The 18,110-nt window shown below is 43.2% G+C and carries 17 protein-coding genes; 2 read left to right on the top strand and 15 right to left on the bottom strand.

Going from position 1 to position 18,110, the window contains the following annotated elements:
• Positions 1–113: 113 nt before the first annotated feature.
• Complete coding sequence (locus BR06_RS0105990; RefSeq protein ID WP_156952664.1) at positions 114–800, bottom strand: hypothetical protein; 687 nt, start codon at positions 798–800, stop codon at positions 114–116.
• 267 nt (positions 801–1,067) lie between these two features.
• On the opposite strand from BR06_RS0105990, the gene BR06_RS20295 reads away from it, so the two are divergent.
• Positions 1,068–1,244: a hypothetical protein gene (locus BR06_RS20295; RefSeq protein WP_156952663.1), complete on the top strand. Its 177-nt coding sequence runs from the start codon at positions 1,068–1,070 to the stop codon at positions 1,242–1,244.
• Between the two features lie 42 nt (positions 1,245–1,286).
• Here the strand turns inward: BR06_RS20295 and BR06_RS0105980 are convergent, their stop codons facing one another.
• The 8 genes from BR06_RS0105980 to BR06_RS0105940 form a co-directional block, all read right to left on the bottom strand.
• Positions 1,287–1,484: a hypothetical protein gene (locus tag BR06_RS0105980; RefSeq protein WP_031481270.1), complete on the bottom strand. Its 198-nt coding sequence runs from the start codon at positions 1,482–1,484 to the stop codon at positions 1,287–1,289.
• Between the two features lie 102 nt (positions 1,485–1,586).
• The gene (locus BR06_RS20290; RefSeq protein ID WP_156952662.1) at positions 1,587–1,739 is read right to left on the bottom strand and encodes a hypothetical protein; all 153 of its coding nucleotides are present in this window, start codon (positions 1,737–1,739) and stop codon (positions 1,587–1,589) included.
• Between the two features lie 207 nt (positions 1,740–1,946).
• Positions 1,947–2,252 (bottom strand): NIPSNAP family protein, encoded by a 306-nt coding sequence (locus BR06_RS0105970; protein ID WP_031481268.1) that lies wholly within the window; start codon positions 2,250–2,252, stop codon positions 1,947–1,949.
• A 119-nt stretch (positions 2,253–2,371) separates the two neighbouring features.
• The gene (locus BR06_RS0105965) at positions 2,372–4,528 is read right to left on the bottom strand and encodes a methyl-accepting chemotaxis protein (protein ID WP_031481266.1); all 2,157 of its coding nucleotides are present in this window, start codon (positions 4,526–4,528) and stop codon (positions 2,372–2,374) included.
• Positions 4,529–4,685: 157 nt separating this feature from the next.
• The gene (locus BR06_RS0105960; RefSeq protein ID WP_031481264.1) at positions 4,686–5,453 is read right to left on the bottom strand and encodes an exodeoxyribonuclease III; all 768 of its coding nucleotides are present in this window, start codon (positions 5,451–5,453) and stop codon (positions 4,686–4,688) included.
• A gap of 3 nt (positions 5,454–5,456) precedes the next feature.
• A complete protein-coding gene (locus tag BR06_RS0105955; protein ID WP_031481262.1) occupies positions 5,457–6,929 on the bottom strand; it encodes an FkbM family methyltransferase in 1,473 nt (490 codons plus the stop codon).
• Positions 6,930–6,957: 28 nt separating this feature from the next.
• Positions 6,958–8,238 (bottom strand): anti-phage deoxyguanosine triphosphatase, encoded by a 1,281-nt coding sequence (locus BR06_RS0105950; protein WP_051676942.1) that lies wholly within the window; start codon positions 8,236–8,238, stop codon positions 6,958–6,960.
• A gap of 365 nt (positions 8,239–8,603) precedes the next feature.
• Positions 8,604–9,434, bottom strand: coding sequence for a hypothetical protein (locus BR06_RS0105940; RefSeq protein ID WP_031481258.1), 831 nt, complete (start codon positions 9,432–9,434; stop codon positions 8,604–8,606).
• Between the two features lie 128 nt (positions 9,435–9,562).
• Between BR06_RS0105940 and BR06_RS0105935 the strand changes: the two genes are divergently transcribed.
• Complete coding sequence (locus BR06_RS0105935; RefSeq protein WP_031481256.1) at positions 9,563–10,474, top strand: hypothetical protein; 912 nt, start codon at positions 9,563–9,565, stop codon at positions 10,472–10,474.
• Between the two features lie 108 nt (positions 10,475–10,582).
• On the opposite strand, the gene BR06_RS0105930 is transcribed toward BR06_RS0105935, so the two are convergent.
• The 6 genes from BR06_RS0105930 to BR06_RS0105905 all read right to left on the bottom strand — a co-directional run bounded on the left by BR06_RS0105930 (position 10,583) and on the right by BR06_RS0105905 (position 17,895).
• Positions 10,583–10,897 carry a hypothetical protein gene (locus BR06_RS0105930; protein ID WP_031481254.1) on the bottom strand — a complete coding sequence of 105 codons (315 nt, stop codon included), beginning with the start codon at positions 10,895–10,897 and terminating at the stop codon, positions 10,583–10,585.
• 92 nt (positions 10,898–10,989) lie between these two features.
• On the bottom strand, positions 10,990–12,156 hold the full coding sequence (locus BR06_RS0105925) for an ATP-grasp domain-containing protein (RefSeq protein WP_031481252.1): 1,167 nt from the start codon (positions 12,154–12,156) through the stop codon (positions 10,990–10,992).
• A 504-nt stretch (positions 12,157–12,660) separates the two neighbouring features.
• Positions 12,661–13,842 (bottom strand): iron-containing alcohol dehydrogenase, encoded by a 1,182-nt coding sequence (locus BR06_RS0105920; RefSeq protein ID WP_031481250.1) that lies wholly within the window; start codon positions 13,840–13,842, stop codon positions 12,661–12,663.
• A gap of 377 nt (positions 13,843–14,219) precedes the next feature.
• Complete coding sequence (locus tag BR06_RS0105915) at positions 14,220–15,560, bottom strand: sigma-54-dependent transcriptional regulator (protein WP_031481248.1); 1,341 nt, start codon at positions 15,558–15,560, stop codon at positions 14,220–14,222.
• Between the two features lie 8 nt (positions 15,561–15,568).
• Entirely contained in the window at positions 15,569–16,753 is a 1,185-nt protein-coding gene (locus BR06_RS0105910) for a two-component system sensor histidine kinase NtrB (RefSeq protein ID WP_031481246.1), read from the bottom strand.
• Positions 16,753–17,895 (bottom strand): iron-containing alcohol dehydrogenase, encoded by a 1,143-nt coding sequence (locus BR06_RS0105905; protein ID WP_031481244.1) that lies wholly within the window; start codon positions 17,893–17,895, stop codon positions 16,753–16,755. The genes BR06_RS0105910 and BR06_RS0105905 overlap by 1 nt, the downstream gene beginning before the upstream one ends.
• Between the last annotated feature and the right edge of the window lie 215 nt (positions 17,896–18,110).

Below are 18,110 nucleotides of genomic sequence, written 5' to 3'. Positions count from 1 at the left end.
TTGGGGAACTGAATGATAAAATTAAAGGGTTAGCTAATTATTTAGCTAACCCTTTTTCTTGTTTTGCGGCATTCGTTATGTTTATCCAAAAGATTCGTTGGCGAGTGTGGTGATTATTCTTTTAGGGTAAAATCAACAGAGACGGAGTTTTCATTGTGAATTTCAGAGTGAATCATTCCTAATCCTGAAGCAATAGTATATGCGTTTTTGCCAAAACGGCTATGTGTCTCCACATATACAACTTTCCGCATTTTTCCAAGGATATTAGCAACCTCTTCTTTAACAATGCGGTATTCCACTTTAAATTTTCCATCAGGGTACATTGTTCCGTATTGAACCCATTTCGGATTTTTAAAGTCCATCATTGTGAAGGACGGTTCTTCACTTCTCGTAACTATTAATTTGTCATCTTTCGCTTCTAGCGTGTAGTTCTCAACAAGATCTTCTTCACCTCTAAGGATGCGCATAAGCCACTCTGGCAGTCCCTTTTGCGTGGTGTCTCCATTAATGAACCTCGTTCTCTCTTCGATGGAGTAAACGCCTGATTTAGAAATGGATGTGCAGATTCTCTTTTTTACCGCGCCATCTGACATCCTTTCAAGGTGGATAGTTTCCCCTATTGGCGGTCCCAGAAAAGAGGACGCGTCTGTCACTCTATGCTGTTGACAGCCTGTCAACAATATTGCCAGTAGAAAAACTGCACTAATAATTTGCGCACTTACTATCGCCCGTCCACGGGTTATTGGAACATCCATAATCGCCATGTTCGGGGTCTCCGCCTCTATATGCTTTAAATGCACTAGCCCTCCTGACTTCGGTCTTTTTGACTGTGCGATACTCTGTTTTTTCTGATAAAATTGTTTGTATTTCACCGCAGAGTCTAATCTTAACTTTTGTCCTTTTCTCTTTCGCCCAATAGCATCTATGCCAAATAATTATTCGAGCAAATTCGTCATTCCCAATAATAATAGGATAAAGAATCTATTCGACAGCGTTTGGCTGGTTGTGTCGCAAATGGTAAAATCAAAATCTTTGCAAAGTACAGAATATGAAAGTATTACCCCCCAATGAAACACATTGAATTTACAGCGAAGCAGCTTGCAGTAGCAACCTCATCCGGCTTGTCAGAAGAAGAGCTATTTAGGCAGTTAACAGGTGACGGGGTAATCCCACCGGAATTGCTAGACGTTGCCGAGCGAATTGCGGAGCAGACTGCTGATACTTTAGAGGATGATGAATCTTAGATTTATCATCCTCTTTTCAGTATCATGCATGCACTTTCAGTTTTACGTGTGGAAAAATGATTTTTTACGTTTCGGCACAGGGTTTACCTTTCCTTCTGCATCCACCTCTCCAAGTAGCTCAAAATTAGGGAAAAATTTAGGATTGAAAGTGTAAGAGTAATAGTCATTGAATTTAATTAAATACGTTTTCCAACCATGTTCACGGCGCATTCGCGCGGCTTCTTTAATTGCTTCAGCCATTTAATTGCTCCTGTTGTTTAACTTAAAGTTTTCCCATTAAATGAGATCTCACTGGGAATACGTTTGAGCTTTAATTTGTGAGTTGAGGACCTGTATTGAAGGTTAGTTTTGCTCAGATTGAGAGCTAGGTGTGCTGGTGTTGGAATTTACGGTTTCAACTAATTCTGATTTAACTGTGCGGGTCGAGAGAGTTTTTAAAGTCTTTTTCAAAAAGTCACGTTTGTTCTTGGATGAGATGGATGTAGTCATTGTCATGATTTGTTCCTTTCGTTTAGGTTGCTGTTAGAAACAAGTCTTAATGAACTTGATAATCAATTTCAAGTAAAAAGATAGAGTAATATAAAATAAGCCGAAAAGCGGCTCACTTAATTGTTCAAGTGAGCCGCTTTTAATATTAAATATGGGTAGTTAAGAGACTAAGGTGTGCAGGGTTAATCGGTATTGCTAGGATATTGGCAGAAATCATTCAAAAACAGGCTTCATAAAACTGCGTTCAAAGCTGACTATGCACCTTGTTTTTGCTGAATAGTCCATTGCCGCTATGCATTCAGGATCTTCCTTTATTTTCTCGCGGTATTCTTCATAGAGAGCTAGCGATGGAAAGCTGAACAGGGCAAGGCCTATGTTATTTGCGCCTTCGTGCGGCAGGAAATAGCCATGATGAATTCCTCCAAATTTATTTACGAGCGGAATCCAGAGTTCTCCATAATGTTTAAACTCGTCCAATTTGTATGGGTCTATGACATAGCGCAGGTAGCAGGTGATCATATTTTAACCTTGTTCTAAAACGTATTCATAAAAATACTATTTTTTAAAATAAGGGTGTGGCCAAACCGAAAAACTCTGGTTTGACCACACCCTTTTTATATTGTCTTTTTATTCCGAGTTTAAACGTCTTTAAGTTCTTCAATTAAGTTCTGCAATTCTGAAGATAGTCTAGCTAAGTCCGTTACTGCCCGCATGGATTGGTCCATGGATTCTGCTGTTTCAGCTGCAATCCGATTTACCTCTTCAGTTCCTCGGCTAATTTCTTCGCTGGCTGCGGATTGTTCTTCGCTGGCAGTAGCAATCGATCTTACCTGATCCGCGGTTATATCAACAATTTCAACGATAGAATGAAGGCTTTCTCCTGCATTGTTGGCATAATCAGTGCTCTGGACTACCATTTTCGCAGCATTGTTCATTTCATCAATGTTTTTACGAGTTCCCGTTTGGATTGCGTGCACTGCTTGGCCTACTTCATGAGTGGCTTGCATTGTTTTTTCTGCAAGTTTACGGACTTCATCTGCAACAACAGCAAACCCGCGACCTGCTTCTCCAGCTCGTGCAGCTTCAATTGCCGCATTAAGAGCTAGCAAATTGGTCTGGTCTGCAATGTCGGTGATGACGGTGATAACTTGGCTGATTCCGTCAGCCTGCCCACCAAGTTCGTTTAGGCCCGAAACCATAACCTCGGTGGCTTCATTGACGGAATTGATAGAGGAGACAACGTTTGCGACGATTGTACCACCATCCTCGGCATTTCTCTTTGCTTCAAGTGCGCTTTCTGCTGCATTAGAAGCATTTTGCGCCACTTCAAGAACCGAGGCATTCATTTCTTCCATTGCGGTTGCGGATTCAGAAGTTCGTTCACGCTGTATTTCTGTTCCTCGGCTGGACTCTTCGATTTGCGCGGTAAGTTCTTCTGATGCAGATGTTACTTGATCTACAATTTCCTCAAGCTGGTTTGCGGCTTGGAGCATGCCTTCCGCTTTAGCTGTCTCTGCAGCTTCTTTCGCTTGGCGTGCTTCTTCAAGAGCTATATTCGCGGCTTCTGTCTGCCTTTTTGCTTCCTGAGTTTTTTCTTCAGCAGTGCCAATCAGCTCCACAAGGCTCGTCACCATACTGGACAATGCGTTGTAGAGAGTCAGAAGTTCTCCGCCAAAGCGGCGGCTGTCAGGCTTTGAGTCAAAGTTTCCATCTGCAATGTCCTGTGCAAAGCCAACCATCGCATTAATGGGTGTTGCTACGCTGCGGGCGATAAGTAGTACTACGATAAGAACTAAGCATATCGCGCCGGCAGATAGGAAAAGACTGACTTTAAGGAATTCATGAGACTCAGCATAAATTTTTTGCGTTGGAATCGCTAAGCCAATGGACCAAGGGGTGTTTGTTCCAGCAATTACGATAGGTTCAAACAGGAAGAAGTATTCTTTACCATCGAGGGGTGAGATAATATCTTTATGAAATGACTTACCACTCGCAATGTCAGCGGATATTTCAGAACGGATGTTTTCGGGAAAAGCTTCGGTAATGTTTTTTCCGACTAACTGTTTATCGGGGTGAGCTACGCAGTAGCCTTTATTAGAAGCAAGAAAAGCATACCCTGTGTCCATAGGGTGAATGTTGCCGACCATTTTTTGGAATGCTTCGAGAACAAAATCGATTCCTACGATCCCGATAAAATTACCATTTTTTATAATTGGGACACTGATTGTGGCCATGTTGGTTTTAGCTACTTCAGTATAGTATGGCTCAGTTAAAATCGGCCCCCCTGAATCGCGGGGTCCCATGTACCATGCGCGCGTTGTGGCGGGCTTGTACTGAATTAGATCTTCAGCTTTCAATTCTCCATTTTCGCTCCAGAAATAAGGGCCATATTCGCCATTAGGGCCGTACCACGCTTTAGTTCCTTTATATTCAGCATCTCGTCCATCAAGAGCATTTGGTTCCATTACAACTTGAGTTCCGAAAAACATGGGATCAGAGAGTGTCAGTTTTTTAATAATATCATCTGCTAGATCTCGGTCAAATCTGTCTCCGAAATTGCTAAATGCCATGAAAACAGCAGCTCCTGCTTGTGATGCATCCAGAGCCTTTTCAATATTGTTTTTGACTTGATTACCATATCGGCTAGCCATTTCTTCGGCCATATGACTGGCCTGTATTCTTGAAGAATTTCGGGTTTTAATGACTGTAATACTCGTAAAAGCTACGAAAATTAAAATCATTAGTACACTAATACTAATGGCAATTTTAGGGCCAATACGCATATCTTTGAGCATAATCCTCTCCTTAAAAAAAATTAATTTTGAAGCCTCATAACTATCTTACAAATCAAAGTACCTGTTTAATAAAGAACTCATATAATATTAAGCTAAAAGAGGCCATATAATTGTATTAAGAGTTGAAATGGTCAAAATTTGGCCTTTTTTTTACGGATTACGGAAAAATTAATTCAATGGCGACAGGACAGTGATCCGATCCTAGCACCTCAGATTCAATCCATGCGCGTTTCACATTGTCTTTTAATTCTTCTGATACGAAGAAGTAGTCTATGCGCCACCCTGCATTGTTTTTGCGGGCGTTGTAGCGGTAGCTCCACCATGAGTAGTTGCTGCCTTCTGTTTCAAACATGCGGAAAGTATCTATATATCCGTGCTCAACAAACTTATCCAGCCATGCTCGTTCAATAGGCAGAAATCCTGACTTGTCAGAATTAGGTTTCGGATTTTTCAGGTCAATTTCTGTGTGCGCTGTGTTGAAATCTCCCCCGACGACAATAGGTTTCTTTTTGCGTAACTCCTCAGCATATTCAAGGAAACAGTCATAAAAGCCTAACTTGTATTCAAGCCGCTCTTCATTCATCTGCCCGTTGGGGTAGTAAATATTGAATAGATAGAAGTGCTCATATTCCATGAGCACAACTCGTCCTTCGCCTTGGTATTTTTCGTCTGGCAGGCCGAAAGATTTTGAAATAACCGGAGTGCGCGAAAAGCACACTGTGCCGGAATATCCTTTCTTTACCTTGGACCAGTTCCATGCGGATTCGTAACCTTCGTAATCGCGGTTTTCGTCAGGGATTTGGTCAGGGTGAGCTTTTGTCTCTTGGAGCATGACAACATCAGGGTCACTTTCAGTAAACCACTCAGTGAAATTCTTCTTAATTACGGCCCGGTATCCATTAACATTCCATGAATATATTTTCATTTTTTAATCCTTTTTTTCGCATTGGTAGCAAATTTGTCCAGCTGATATGCCAGTCATCTTTAGTAGTTTCCAACCTGAGAGCTCAATCATTTCTGCTATCTCTTTATGTCCTAAGTCGTTAAATAAACCTGCAATTCTTCGATCTCTTTCAGAGTTCGGGCGTGCAGGGTAGTACGTGAAAATTAATTTGTTTGATGATTTGTATGCCCATTTTAGAAACTCTTCAGGTTCATGAAGGAATTCAATTATAAACAGCCCCATTATAACATCATATTTTTGATCAGGGTATTGATGTTGATTGAGATCGGCAACTATACATTTTCTGCTGCGAGCAACAATATCAAGGGGAGTGTATATGCACGTTTCGGGTATATAATCGCGCAAGAGCATCATGCCTGCTCCCGCGTCGAGGACCTTAGAATGTTCAGGTACAAATTGCCCAGCAAGCCCTGCGCGGATATCTGATTCACTGTGCAGGTGATCCCATCTGGACCAGCGTCCGCAGTCCGTAGATTTTGCTGCTATAAGCCTTTCCGTATATGCCTTGGTCACCTCATCAGCGGCTTTAGGGCGCATAGATGAGGACATTGAACAGTGTGCTCCCCATGGTTTTTCATAGTTAGGCCGCGGCGCAATTGAAGAATCCAAACTTATAATATTACACGATTCGTGACTTATAACGTAGGGAATCAGCGGCCCACCCATATCTTCGTGCGGAAATCTGAATGAATCGTATCCTAAGTCCCGTAGGATATTCATAATGTCCACGAATTCTTTCATGCCCTCTGGGGTAATATGAAAGTGTCCTTTTTCCCATATGATGGCTGCTACACGTCCTGTTTTGAGCAGTTCGATAGCCCCTTTTATGGTTTGTAGCTCATGGCCTTCTGTATCAATTTTGAGGAAAATTCGGCCATCATAATCAGTGAATCCGGCTTTAGATGCAATGTTATCCACAGTGTCGATAGCTACTTTGATGGGGGCTCTTTTGTCGACTGGGTTTGTTCGCGGAAGAAGGCTATGTCCCATGGATGAATCAAGCCTGAGCAGGCTGTGCCCGCTGCGATCAGAAGCTGCGCATTCTACTATGGTTACACTGGCTGAGCACTCGTTAAACTCTGTCCACATGCGGAGTCTGCTAACATTTAATGGATGCGGCTCAATGGCTAGGACTTTTATTTTTCCGGGAAATTTTAGGGCAGCGGTAAGAGTGTAGAGTCCGAAATGTGCGCCGACATCGATAAACATATCATTCGGTTGAAGGTGGGCGTGCAAAAAAGCTCGCGATGCATATTCGAACCCACCCGTTTTGGTTTCTCTGAAAACAAGCGAAGATACTCCGACATCTTTCATTTCTGATTTAGCCAGAACCATTTCAAATTCAGGCGCACCTGATTTGTCTCTGAACACACTTGGAATTTGCATCCACGTGTCTGCATGGTTTTCAAGAGCTTTTAATATTTTTTCCCGAGTCATGATTTAACCGACTTTCTATAATGTTTATCTACAATTCATCTTTGCTTGAACCTACGCCGGGAGTAAACATGCGGTGATATATTTTTTCCGCATATGTGTCTGTCATTCCCGCTATGTAGTCGCAAATTTTACGGCTGTTGGATTCGCCTTCTAGAACATCCCAATTTGGTATGAGTTGGTCAGGAGCTTGCTGATATTCATCAAAAAGAGAGGAGATGATGCGTTGGCCTTTGCGTTCAAGCATTTTGACTGCAGGTTTCGATACTACCAGGCCGTAAGTGATCCTTTTTTTCAGGAAATCGGTAAAAGGCTCTATCTTTTCATTTATAGCTAGCCTGTAGCGCAATAATGGATGTTCGAATTCTTCATGATCTTTCAAATAAATGGATGTGATCAGGACGTTAACAATTTCTCCGATACTTTTTTTGCGCGCATAGCTATCTTCGAATAGCGGGGTAAAGCTGTCTATATTCAGCTTTTTACCATCAATTTCAATTGGTCCGTTTTCGTTAAAATAGGTGCTAAGTTCATCAAGTAAGACGTCTTTTTTGACGATTTCTCTTGCTATAATATCCTCTAAGTCATGCGTGCAATAGGCTATGTCATCAGCGCATTCCATTACAGATGCATCAAAAGTCATGTTGCGCGGCTTGCCTTTTGATATTGAGCGAAAAAGTTTTCTATCTTGTTCTGAAAATGGTTCTATTGCCCAGTTTATAAGTTCCAGCTCGCTCTGATAAAAGCATTTTGGAGGATGGCTGTCGCGCTGAGCTTTGGGTGAGTATTCTGAAAAACTGGCTGGGTATTTCAGCACGGAAAGCAGAACCCGTCTTGTGGGATTAATACCCTTGCCTTTATGATATTTCTCGAGTCTGGTTAAAAGTCTTACAGTTTGCGCGTTCCCTTCGAACCCGCCACTCTCTTTCATCTTTCCATGCAACGCTTGTTCGCCGCCATGCCCAAAAGGAGGGTGGCCAAGATCATGAGCATAACATGCAGAAGAAATAACGGGGTGCGCTGTAGCTAAGTATGGTTGTAAACTGTCGGAAACATATTCCTTCAAACTACCTTTTTCTACGCCTTCAAATAACCCTAGTCCTATTTGGGCTACTTCCATGGAATGAGTCAGCCTGGTTCTGTGAAAATCACCTTCACCCGTGCCCATTACTTGTGTTTTGCCTTGAAGACGCCTGAAGGCTGCGCCATGTATTATGCGCGCAAGGTCTCGGCTATATTCTGATCTCCATTCTGTTTTGCGAATGGGGTCAATATCTTTATGAAAGCGTTCCATGAATTTAGAATCCGGCATCGATTGCTCCTGAAAAATATATGAAGATATGTTGGACTGAATATGAGAGATAAAGCCACAGGGAAGGGGCGGTGTCAAAACAAAATGAGAAAAGCCCGCATATTGCGGGCTTTTCTGGAAAATTGAAACGGGGTTACCCGTTAAAAATACCGAGGCTATTCTTCTGTAGAACTTGTAGCCTTGATGAAACTGATGACTGCGATAGTCAATCCGAGACCGAGAAAAAACCAGAAAAAGCTCATCATATCCCTTTCCTCCATGTAATGCTTGTCAGTTTAGATTCAAACTCTTAGCAAAAAAAAACGGACTTGAATAGTCCGTAGGGTGCGCGAATTAAGTTTTATAGTGAAATATCTCATTGAAAGTTAAACGGACACGTTTAGTACAGAGCCCTTAGCGGGCGGTGCTAGGGAACCAGAGTTCTGGATGTTGTCCATAAGCTCACTTGCAGCCATCGGAGCTGTTTGTGCGGTAATACCCGGGTTCAGATCTTCGGCCTGCGCTAAAGCTTCATCCAGCCCTTTTTTAAATGAATCAAGAGAGTTTCCATTTTCGCTCAGAACTTGATCAATCAGGCTTTCGATGGACTCGGCTGTTTGTTCTCCGAATTGCTGGCTGATTTGAGCAAAGGTATTGCCCAGATTGTTTTTCGCATTCGTGCCGGACTGCGCAGCAAAAAAGTGTTCTTGCAAACCGTTTTCAAAATGGTTGTTCATAGCATTGTTCAGATTTGAGTTGAAATGACTCATAACCTGATCGCCAGCGGCAAATCCGAAATTCCTATCAATAAACTGGATGGACTTTAGCAGTCCGTTGCTGAGCGAATCTTCGGTGATCTGGTCGCCAGAGTTTGCTATGACAAGGCCTTTAAAGGCTGTCGCGGCTTCTTTGCCGAATTTAGTTTCGATGAAGTTGGATGCTTCTGATAGAGCGGAAGCCAGCTCAGAAGGATCTTTGGAATACGTAGCGGAATCCAAGTCTCCCTGCTGAACAGCTTTGTCCGAATTCTCCGGTACTACCGCCTTTTGAGCAATGAGATCGGCGAATTGGTCAGCAGCGTTTATGGATGGGGCCGAAACGTTAAGGCGAGCCGCTCCAACGCCAGAAGCCCGGCTCCCGCCCAAAAGCGAAGCCTGACTGTTTTGCCAGCTAGGAGCTTCGTATGTACTTTTTAATGCTGATGCGTCGATTTGCATGACCGTATTCCTTCCTTAGTATTTTTATCGGATGCTCTAGTAGATTAGTTTAGGTTTCTTTAGATATATTTGTATTAAATTTTTTCCTGATATTGACGGACTTAACTCTGGGCCGTATCTTCCCAGTCATGAATATTTTGCCAATTAAAGAATTTTTACAGAGTAAAAAAATAATACTTGCTGCAATTGCAGGTGTAATCGTTGTGATCGCAATAGTTATCTGTGTACTTAAGGTGCAAAAGGATATTGCTGTTGAAGAGGCGCTCGTTGCCGAAGAAATTCGCCTTGAAGAGGTGCGAGTTCAGACTGAAAAAGATGATCGAGCCCGTGAAAAGATTGTTTTCAGTATGAAAAGGCTCATAGAAACGGGGCACGCCGAAACAGCTTTGGCTGTCGCTGAAAAGAATACGGATCTGATGAATGATGAGCTTAAGGCTCTCATTCATTTAGCGACAGAAAAAGATTTGCTATTTAGAATCGAAAACACGTCTAAGTATAATTATTCAGAATTAGCCAAATATTACTCACAGCTTGCTTCCCTTGAACCTGATAACTCCAAGTACACCAAGCAGCTCAAGGGGTACGATAAAAAGCTCCAACGAAGGCTTGAAAAGAAATTATATGCTCAGGCGCAGACGCTTCCAATGCGTGATTTCAAAGCAAATATGGACATCTACGCAGAATTGATGAGGCTCAATCCGGGCGAAGGTCTCTACGAAAGTAAATATAATCGTTACAAAAGTAAGTACGATGAATTTATGAAAGATTTGGAAAAGTTCGGCGATAAACCTCAGAAGACCGCAGCTGACGGTTACTATGTAGAGGTAATAAAATATTTGAAGGAAAATTCAGAGTTTCCCGAAACGTTGCAGATGGAACGTTGCACGGATTGCTATTTCACCGATTCCGGTTGGCTGGTCGGCTGCAACTATAGCGAGCAGAATGAGATCGGCACACGGCTCAGCGAATTTTTATGGTTCACCATCTCAAATTCTACTGTACAGAAGGTTGAAGCTAGCGGGGCGTATACTGTTAATTAGTTTTGCGCGTGATCATTAAACTTAGGCTTCATATAAAGAAAACTCCGCTTAGAGATGAATCTCTGAGCGGAGTTTTTTAGTGGCAATGGAAAAATCGAAAAGGAAGCGCTATTCAGCCGCTGCTGCCGCTACGTCTTCTTCCTCTTTGAGCCAGACTTCCAAAGCGTCAATGATCTTGCGAGCCTGCTTTGAGCTGGAAATGTTGAATTTGGATTTAGGGCGGTATTCACCATTCTGCTTCTGGTAACGACGAATGGTATACATGTCTTTACCGAAATCTTCAGTTTTGCGGTCAATCTGCTTGTAGCGGAAAAGAATAGTGGTCCATGCTCCTTTCGTAAGCACTTCTTTATTCAACTCTTTTATAACGATTTCACCGTTTTCTTCATATTGAATGGTCAAGTCATCGATGGTGGAACTCATATTATCTCCTTGAAGGTTTGTTTTTATACTATAGGAATTGCCGTAAATGTTCGGTCTTGTCAAAGAAGATCATGTGAAAGCGAGTAATCTCACTAAAAAACCAAATATTCACTAAAATCCGCATGCAGTACATTCTTAAGCTCGGCCATATTGCTTTTCTCCACTTCCGCAAACATGAATGCGAACACAGGGAATTCATTGTAATCAATCTTGCGTAATTCAAGTGGTTTAGTGAAATAGGAGTTGAATGCTTCGTAGTTCACGCTTTTTATTTTAGAACGGTCAACGGACGAATCAATCTCGCCAATAACCATGGCGCATACTTTATCTTTATTCTTCGCAAATATCTCATCCCAATCAGACGTGAGACCTTCCATGAAATATTTATATGGGTTGATTCCATATGCGAAGTAGGCAAGATCCGTTACACACCATCCAGCAAAGCGCATGGGGTTGACCTCGATTACGCCAAGATTATCCTTCTCATCTCCCCTGATTTCGATATGCATTGGAAAGTTCTTAAGTCCGGCACGTTTTCCTATTTCAGTTAGCAGTGCTTCGAACTTGCTATGCCATTTTTGAATGATCTCAGTGGATGTTATGTATACTCTGTCACTTACGTCATCGCTTGATGCGAACAGATGGCCTAGAATATTCAAGATTACTGGCTTTCCCTCGCCGTCAAAATATACATCTACTGCGAACTCTTCACCCTCGATGCATTGCTCAATTATGAATGTATCAAGTTCCAGCACTTTTGCAGGATACATGGTCTTAATATCTTCAACTTCATTTTTAATTTTGGAAACAGCGTCATGCCAGCCCTGAATAGATTCGACCATGTGAACACCCAGGCTGAAAAAACCTACGCTTGGTTTAATTACGCAGGGGATAGGTAGTTCTCCAGGATTGATGGAATCGAGATCCTCGAATTCTACCGTTCTGTAGAAGAAGTCTGGGTAAATATCTTTTACGAGATCGCGGAAGGCTGCTTTGTCTTTAAATAGGCGAATCTTTTGCGGTAAATCGCTGGAGCCTAAGTTGTTGTCGATCCAGTCAATTGCGTTTTCGGAATTGGAATAGACCGGCTGTGCAGGGTTATCATTATAGTTATTAATAAATTCCAGCTCACTAAGAAGAGAAAGCGGTGAATTCTGCATAGCTTCGTGTGCAGTCTCATTACCAAGAACTTTTGCATTCAGGTCTGCTAAAGTCTTTTTGAGCAAATCAGAAACATATGGTTTTTCGAGGATGAACATTGTTATTCCTTAAAGATATTTAGTATGTCTGAATTTTTTCAGAAAAGGGAGTCGGTCTTTGTCAGAAGTACTTAATAAGGGAGGGCGTAATTGTACAGGGGCAGAGTTCAAAATATTTGGGATGACAGAATGTTTTATGGGTGCGCTCGACGCAAAAACTAAGAGCTTATAAATAAGTTCTGAAAGATGTGAAATAAGTATGATGTGAAATAAGTGAGAGATGAAATAATAATGATGGGAGGCATGTATTTTGCCAGAGATCTTTTGAGCCTTCTTCTTAGAGGATATATCAGAGGGGGGGGAGTGAACCCCCCTCGGAAATATGTAGCCAGCTTAAAGTGCGTTTGAGTACAGCTCCACCCGAACTCATGCTTTCAAGCTATTCGAACAGTCTGGGGTTGCCTTAACAAAATCCATATCTGTGTAAGCCCGGACTGTCCGCTGACCGAATCTTGTGAGAAGTAGATTCCGGCATTGAATGCCGGAATCTACCATTTTTTTTAATTAAAGAGCTGCTTTGTAGATAGCTGCAACTGCTTCGTCTGTCATGCAACGCGGGTTAGTAAGACCACAAGCATCTTTCTGTGCGTTAGCTGTCATAGTTGGGATATCTTTTTCAGATACTTTCTTGCCGTAACGTTCGCCGAGAGCAATCAAGCCGTCAGGGATACCTACGTCTTTAGAAAGCTGGCGGATAGCTGTGAGACATGCTTCTGCGCCGTCACGTTTGGACATACCGGATACATCTGCTCCAAGCCATTCTGCCATGTCACAGAAGCGGTCAAGGTTAGCGATCAGGTTGTGCTGCTCAACGTGTGGAAGAAGAATAGCATTACATTCGCCATGTGGAAGGTCGTAGAATCCACCAAGCTGATGAGCCATAGCATGTACGTGGCCGAGGCTAGCGTTGTTGAAAGCCATGCCGCCTAGGTACTGTGCGTAACACATGCCTTCACGAGCATTGATGTCCTGTCCGTTAGCAACTGCTGCGCGCAGGTGTTCAGAAACAAGTCTGATAGATTTTTCAGCACAAGCGTCAGTGATCGGGGTAGCGATGATAGAAACATAAGCTTCAACTGCGTGAGTCAAAGCGTCCATGCCTGTTGCTGCTGTAAGGGACGGTGGCATACCCATCATTAACAATGGATCATCAAGTGCGATGCCTGGAGTTACACGCCAGTCAACGATTGCCATTTTAACTTTGCGAGAAGTATCGGTGATGATACAGAAACGAGTCATTTCTGAAGCAGTACCAGCAGTTGTGTTAACTGCGAGGTAAGGAGGCATTGGTTTAGTAGATTTGTCTACGCCTTCGAAGTCGTGGATTGTTCCACCGTTAGCTACAACAAGTCCTACACCTTTACCACAGTCATGTGAGCTACCGCCACCGAGGGAGATAAGAGCATCACAATTGCTGTCTTTGTATACTTTTACGCCGTCAGCAACGTTTTTGTCGGTAGGGTTAGGGATAGTTTCATCATAAACAACGCAATCCATACCTTCAGCTTTCAAGATATCTACAATCTGCTGGGTCATGCCCATTGCTGTGATTCCCTTGTCAGTAACGAGGAGAGGCTTCTTGCCACCAAGAGAGCGAATGCGAGCTGGAATTTCTTTGTGTGCGCCGATACCGATAAGGGTAACGCTAGGAATAAAGAAACCGTTTACTTGTTCACGTACTGCCATGTTGGACCATCCTTTAAAGCTACAGGTTATTGAAGGTTGGGCTTGCCGAGTGCTTATTAATAGCTCTCATATAGCAATAACGGGGCCAAGTTGTAACTTCATACATTCTAGTAGTTTATGAGGTATGGTGGTTTGCGTTTTTGTATACAAGTGCCTTGTCCGTGGGTCTATTTAACCCTGATTATACTTGTTCTAAAAAGCACAATCTCAATGGGGGTATTTAGAATGGGGGATGAGGAGTGTGTGTGTCGTTTTGGCTCAGTGTATAGGGTGTGTGTGTCATACTTGGCAATAGAAAAATCCCGAAGAAATATTATCTTCGGGATTTATTGTTTCGTGAGTTTCTCTGAATCTGCGAGAGTGTGATTCTTTCTATTCTATAGGTTGTATTTGTCTATTTTACGGTAAAGAGTCTTGCGCCCTATTCCTAAGGCTTCTGCTGCTCTCTGACGGTTGTTATTAAAGAAACTGAGCGCCTTGATGATATGTTCTCTTTCCATCCGCTCGAGTGAGAGCACTCCGATTTCGCTGTCTCTTTCCGGCTGGTCTGCAATTTCTTTCGGCAGGCAGTTCGCGGTGATAACATAATTGTCCGATAGGATAATACTGCGTTCAAGCACGTTGCGAAGTTCGCGGACATTTCCTGGCCAGTAATAAGAAAGCAGGCATTTCATAGCTTTTTCGCTGATGGAGTATTCACCCTGCCCCATTTGCTGGCCGAGTTTGGTCAGGAAAAAGTCTACAAGTAGAGGTACGTCTTCGCGTCTGTCTTTCAGGGGCGGAATATTGATATTAAAAACATTTATGCGGTGGAAAAGGGCTTCGTGAAACCTTCCTTCTTCGACTTCCAGAGCGAGGTTTCGGTTGGTCGCGAAAAGAAAGCGAATATCCACTGTTCGCTCATCCTTTTCCCCTACACGCCTGAAATTATGCGATTCAAGGACTCGTAACAACGAGGCCTGTACTTCCATCGGCAGTTCTCCGATTTCGTCTAGAAAAAGTGTTCCAGTGTGGGCGAAGGTCATAAGGCCGTCACTGTTATCCATGGCTCCAGTAAAAGAGCCGCGTGTATGGCCGAAAAGTTCACTTCGAGCTAGTTCTTTTTGCAGCGTAGCACAGTTTTTAACTATAAGCGGTTTTCCGCAGCGCTCGCTGGCAAGGTGGATGCTATGGGCAACAACATCTTTACCCGCTCCCGAGTCCCCGGTTATGAGAACCGGAACATTTGTAGGAGCTACCTTATGAATAAGGTGGTTGATGTGTTTTATTGAGGACGCGTTGCCAACAAGCTGCGTTTTGTCAGTTCCGCTTTGTGAATGTTTATAACTTCTATTTTCTCGCTGCAAACAAACTCGCTGCCAGGCACGATCAACTACCAGTTCAACTCTGTCCAATCTGAACGGTTTGGTGATATAATCGTAAGCGCCGATGCGGATAGCTTCTACTGCGTTATCAATCTTGCCATGTCCGGTAATGAGGATAACTTCGACATCAGGTTCCATGTCTTTGAACTCTGTCAGTAAGTCGAGTCCATCTCCATCAGGTAGTCTGATGTCGGAAATGATTACATCATAACGATCTTTACGTACTTGTTCTCGAGCTTTTTCCGCACAATTGGCTGTGTGGACGACTCGCTCTGAGCTGGTTAGTTCTTTGCTCAGTAGCTTGAGTATGGATTCTTCATCATCCACAACTAGAATTTTGTATGTTTCAGGCATATATTATCTCACTTAATTGGTAGAAGAACTGTGAAGCAGGAGCCTTCTTCGGGGGTGCTGTCTACTACTATTTCACCGTTGTGATCTTTAACTATATTATAACAGGTGGAAAGTCCGATACCGATCCCGTGGCCCACTGATTTTGTCGTGAAAAACGGCTCAAAAAGAAGATCTATGTTTTCGGGCGGAATTCCGCAACCCGAGTCACAGACTCTCAGACCGACGTTATCGCCTTCGGTAAATGTTTGAAGCTTAATTTCGCCCGAGTCTCCCGCAGCGTCAACGGCATTGGTCATCAGGTTCAGAATAACCTGTTTAAGTTGAGCTTCATCCCCATGAACGTGGTGTATTGGCGTTGTCAGTTCAGTTGTAAGATTTATGTCCTTATTTTTCCTAAGCTGATGATCCAGAAGGCGAAGTGTGTCTTTAGCCACTTGATTGATATCAACCGGTAGAAAGTCTGCAGCTACAGGGCGGCTAAAAGACAGTAATGTTTTAACAATGTCCTGACATCTTGAGCATTCTTTCAGGATAGTGTCGGTGTAGTCATGCAAATCGTCTGCTAAGTCGTCCGGTACGGATTCGTCAAGCCGGGCAAGTCTGCGCTGTATACCTTCTGCAAATCCAGCTACGGCTGCCATGGGGTTGTTAATCTCGTGTGCAACACCTGCGGCAAGAACACCAATCGTCGCCATCTTTTCAGCCTGATAAAATTTTGCCTGATACTCTTTTTCTAATGTTACATCCCGCTTGAATATGAGAATGCGGTTTTCAGTCAGGTCAGGATGTTTAAGCGGGGACGCGACCATATCAAACTGAAGATTTCTGCTGTCAACACGGAATATAGCTGTCTCTTTGCATACTGAGTTGGTGGAAATAGCTCGAAAAGCCGGGCATTCTGGGCAGGGTTTGTCGACGTTTCTAAACAGACTGTAACAGGTCTTTCCTATGGGGTTTATGCCCGGAAAAAGTTCTTCGAAAACATGGTTAACCGATATGATTTCCAGATTTTCTGAAAGAACCATCATTACATCTGTTACTCCATCAAGGATGGCTGCAATCTCGCGCCGCTGGTCTTCAGATTGCAAGTTGATAGTAGTAAGTTCTTCAATGTTTTTTTGTAATTCCTGAAAGAAATTAAGCTTATTATGCTCAATTCCAATAAGGTCTGTGAGTGATGTATTTGAGCTCATTACCATGCCTCTTTACAGATTCCGAGGAGGTCCTGCCAATTGGCTTCTCTTGGGTTTGGAACTGCACAGGCATCATTTACTGCGACCTTGCATATTTCTTCCAGATCGGCTTCGTCAGGGACAAGGTCTCTGAGGCGCATGGGAACACCTAAGTCTTCGAACATTTTTTGCAACGAATCACAGACCTGTTCTGCTTGTTCATCTATAGAACAGAGACTTGCTCCGTTTATTGTCCGAGCGATGGTTGCTATTTTTAGCTTACAGCTTGGAATGTTGAAGCGCATCACAGACGGCAGCAAAATAGGCAGGGCCATACCGTGCATAACGTCATATCGTCCACCAAGGGCGTGGGCTAGGGCATGACCTACTCCCAGTCCAGCGTTGCTGAATGACATTCCTGCGGCGGTGCTTGCAATTGCAAGTTGTGTAAGAGCTTCAGGGTCTTTATGGTTTGCAGCAGCTTCGAGGTTTTCGGCGATCAGCTTGATGGCATTTAATGCCTGTGGCTCGGTGAATGGAGAAGCTAGTCTTGAGATATAGGATTCTATCGCATGAGCCAGTGCATCCACCGCGGAGGCAAGAATAAGTTTGCGCGATTTCGTTACGAGTAACTCCGGGTCGATGATCGAAATATTTGGAACTAGTGAGCGGCTGATAATCGCCATCTTAACTTCACGTTCTTTATCACTAATGATTGCATATTGGGAAACATCTGAACCACTACCTGCTGTAGTAGGGATGAAAATCATGGGTGGCAGCGGGTGGCTTATGCGGTTTGCCCCTTCATAGTCACTGACCTTTCCGCCATTGCTGACGATGGTGGCTATTCCTTTTGCTGCATCAATGGGGCTTCCGCCCCCAAGGCCGATTATGACGTCGGCGTTAGTTTCATGGTAAAGTTCCGCTCCCCTATGAACCTGAGTATCTCGGGGGTTGGCGGTCAGATCATTAAAGTATATACACTCGAGTTTTGCCTCTGCGAGAAGGTCCATGACTTGCTGGACCCATCCACAAGACTCAAGGCCTTTGTCACTGACAAGAAAAACTCTTTTGGCGCCTAGACGTTGTGCGCACGAGGCAAGAAATTTAATGCTTCCGTTGCCGAAGATTACTTCGGGAATAGCGAATTTAGTTATTTGCATATGTACTCCTGCCTAACGGCGGGGCTTTTTTTTGTTGTAATGGTCTTCATTCCAAGTGGATTGTCTCCGCAGGATGTGATAAAGTCAAGAAAGTCATCTTCATAATAATTTTGGCATCAAAAAAATACACTGTTTTCGGTGGTCTTTAAGTTTAGCTGTCAGTTGTTATAATTTTAATTTGTTCGTTGCCGCTGGCACCGGGCTATGCTATTTTA

It is taken from the genome of Maridesulfovibrio frigidus DSM 17176, assembly GCF_000711735.1.
In the GTDB taxonomy this organism is placed as follows: Bacteria; Desulfobacterota; Desulfovibrionia; order Desulfovibrionales; family Desulfovibrionaceae; genus Maridesulfovibrio; species Maridesulfovibrio frigidus.
Note: the sequence above shows the minus strand (reverse complement) of the source record. Positions and strands in the feature narration are given on the sequence as shown.

Excerpts from the sequence above, each read along its gene's own strand:
- BR06_RS0105925 (WP_031481252.1), bottom strand. The coding sequence starts at position 12,156 with ATGTTCATCCTCGAAAAACCATATGTTTCTGATTTGCTCAAAAAGACT.
- BR06_RS0105920 (WP_031481250.1), bottom strand. The coding sequence starts at position 13,842 with ATGGCAGTACGTGAACAAGTAAACGGTTTCTTTATTCCTAGCGTTACC.
- BR06_RS0105935 (WP_031481256.1), top strand. The coding sequence starts at position 9,563 with ATGAATATTTTGCCAATTAAAGAATTTTTACAGAGTAAAAAAATAATA.
- BR06_RS0105980 (WP_031481270.1), bottom strand. The coding sequence starts at position 1,484 with ATGGCTGAAGCAATTAAAGAAGCCGCGCGAATGCGCCGTGAACATGGT.
- BR06_RS0105905 (WP_031481244.1), bottom strand. The coding sequence starts at position 17,895 with ATGCAAATAACTAAATTCGCTATTCCCGAAGTAATCTTCGGCAACGGA.
- BR06_RS0105915 (WP_031481248.1), bottom strand. The coding sequence starts at position 15,560 with ATGCCTGAAACATACAAAATTCTAGTTGTGGATGATGAAGAATCCATA.
- BR06_RS0105970 (WP_031481268.1), bottom strand. The coding sequence starts at position 2,252 with ATGATCACCTGCTACCTGCGCTATGTCATAGACCCATACAAATTGGAC.
- BR06_RS20295 (WP_156952663.1), top strand. The coding sequence starts at position 1,068 with ATGAAACACATTGAATTTACAGCGAAGCAGCTTGCAGTAGCAACCTCA.
- BR06_RS0105955 (WP_031481262.1), bottom strand. The coding sequence starts at position 6,929 with ATGACTCGGGAAAAAATATTAAAAGCTCTTGAAAACCATGCAGACACG.
- BR06_RS0105910 (WP_031481246.1), bottom strand. The coding sequence starts at position 16,753 with ATGAGCTCAAATACATCACTCACAGACCTTATTGGAATTGAGCATAAT.
- BR06_RS0105950 (WP_051676942.1), bottom strand. The coding sequence starts at position 8,238 with ATGCCGGATTCTAAATTCATGGAACGCTTTCATAAAGATATTGACCCC.
- BR06_RS20290 (WP_156952662.1), bottom strand. The coding sequence starts at position 1,739 with ATGACAATGACTACATCCATCTCATCCAAGAACAAACGTGACTTTTTG.
- BR06_RS0105940 (WP_031481258.1), bottom strand. The coding sequence starts at position 9,434 with ATGCAAATCGACGCATCAGCATTAAAAAGTACATACGAAGCTCCTAGC.
- BR06_RS0105930 (WP_031481254.1), bottom strand. The coding sequence starts at position 10,897 with ATGAGTTCCACCATCGATGACTTGACCATTCAATATGAAGAAAACGGT.
- BR06_RS0105965 (WP_031481266.1), bottom strand. The coding sequence starts at position 4,528 with ATGCTCAAAGATATGCGTATTGGCCCTAAAATTGCCATTAGTATTAGT.
- BR06_RS0105960 (WP_031481264.1), bottom strand. The coding sequence starts at position 5,453 with ATGAAAATATATTCATGGAATGTTAATGGATACCGGGCCGTAATTAAG.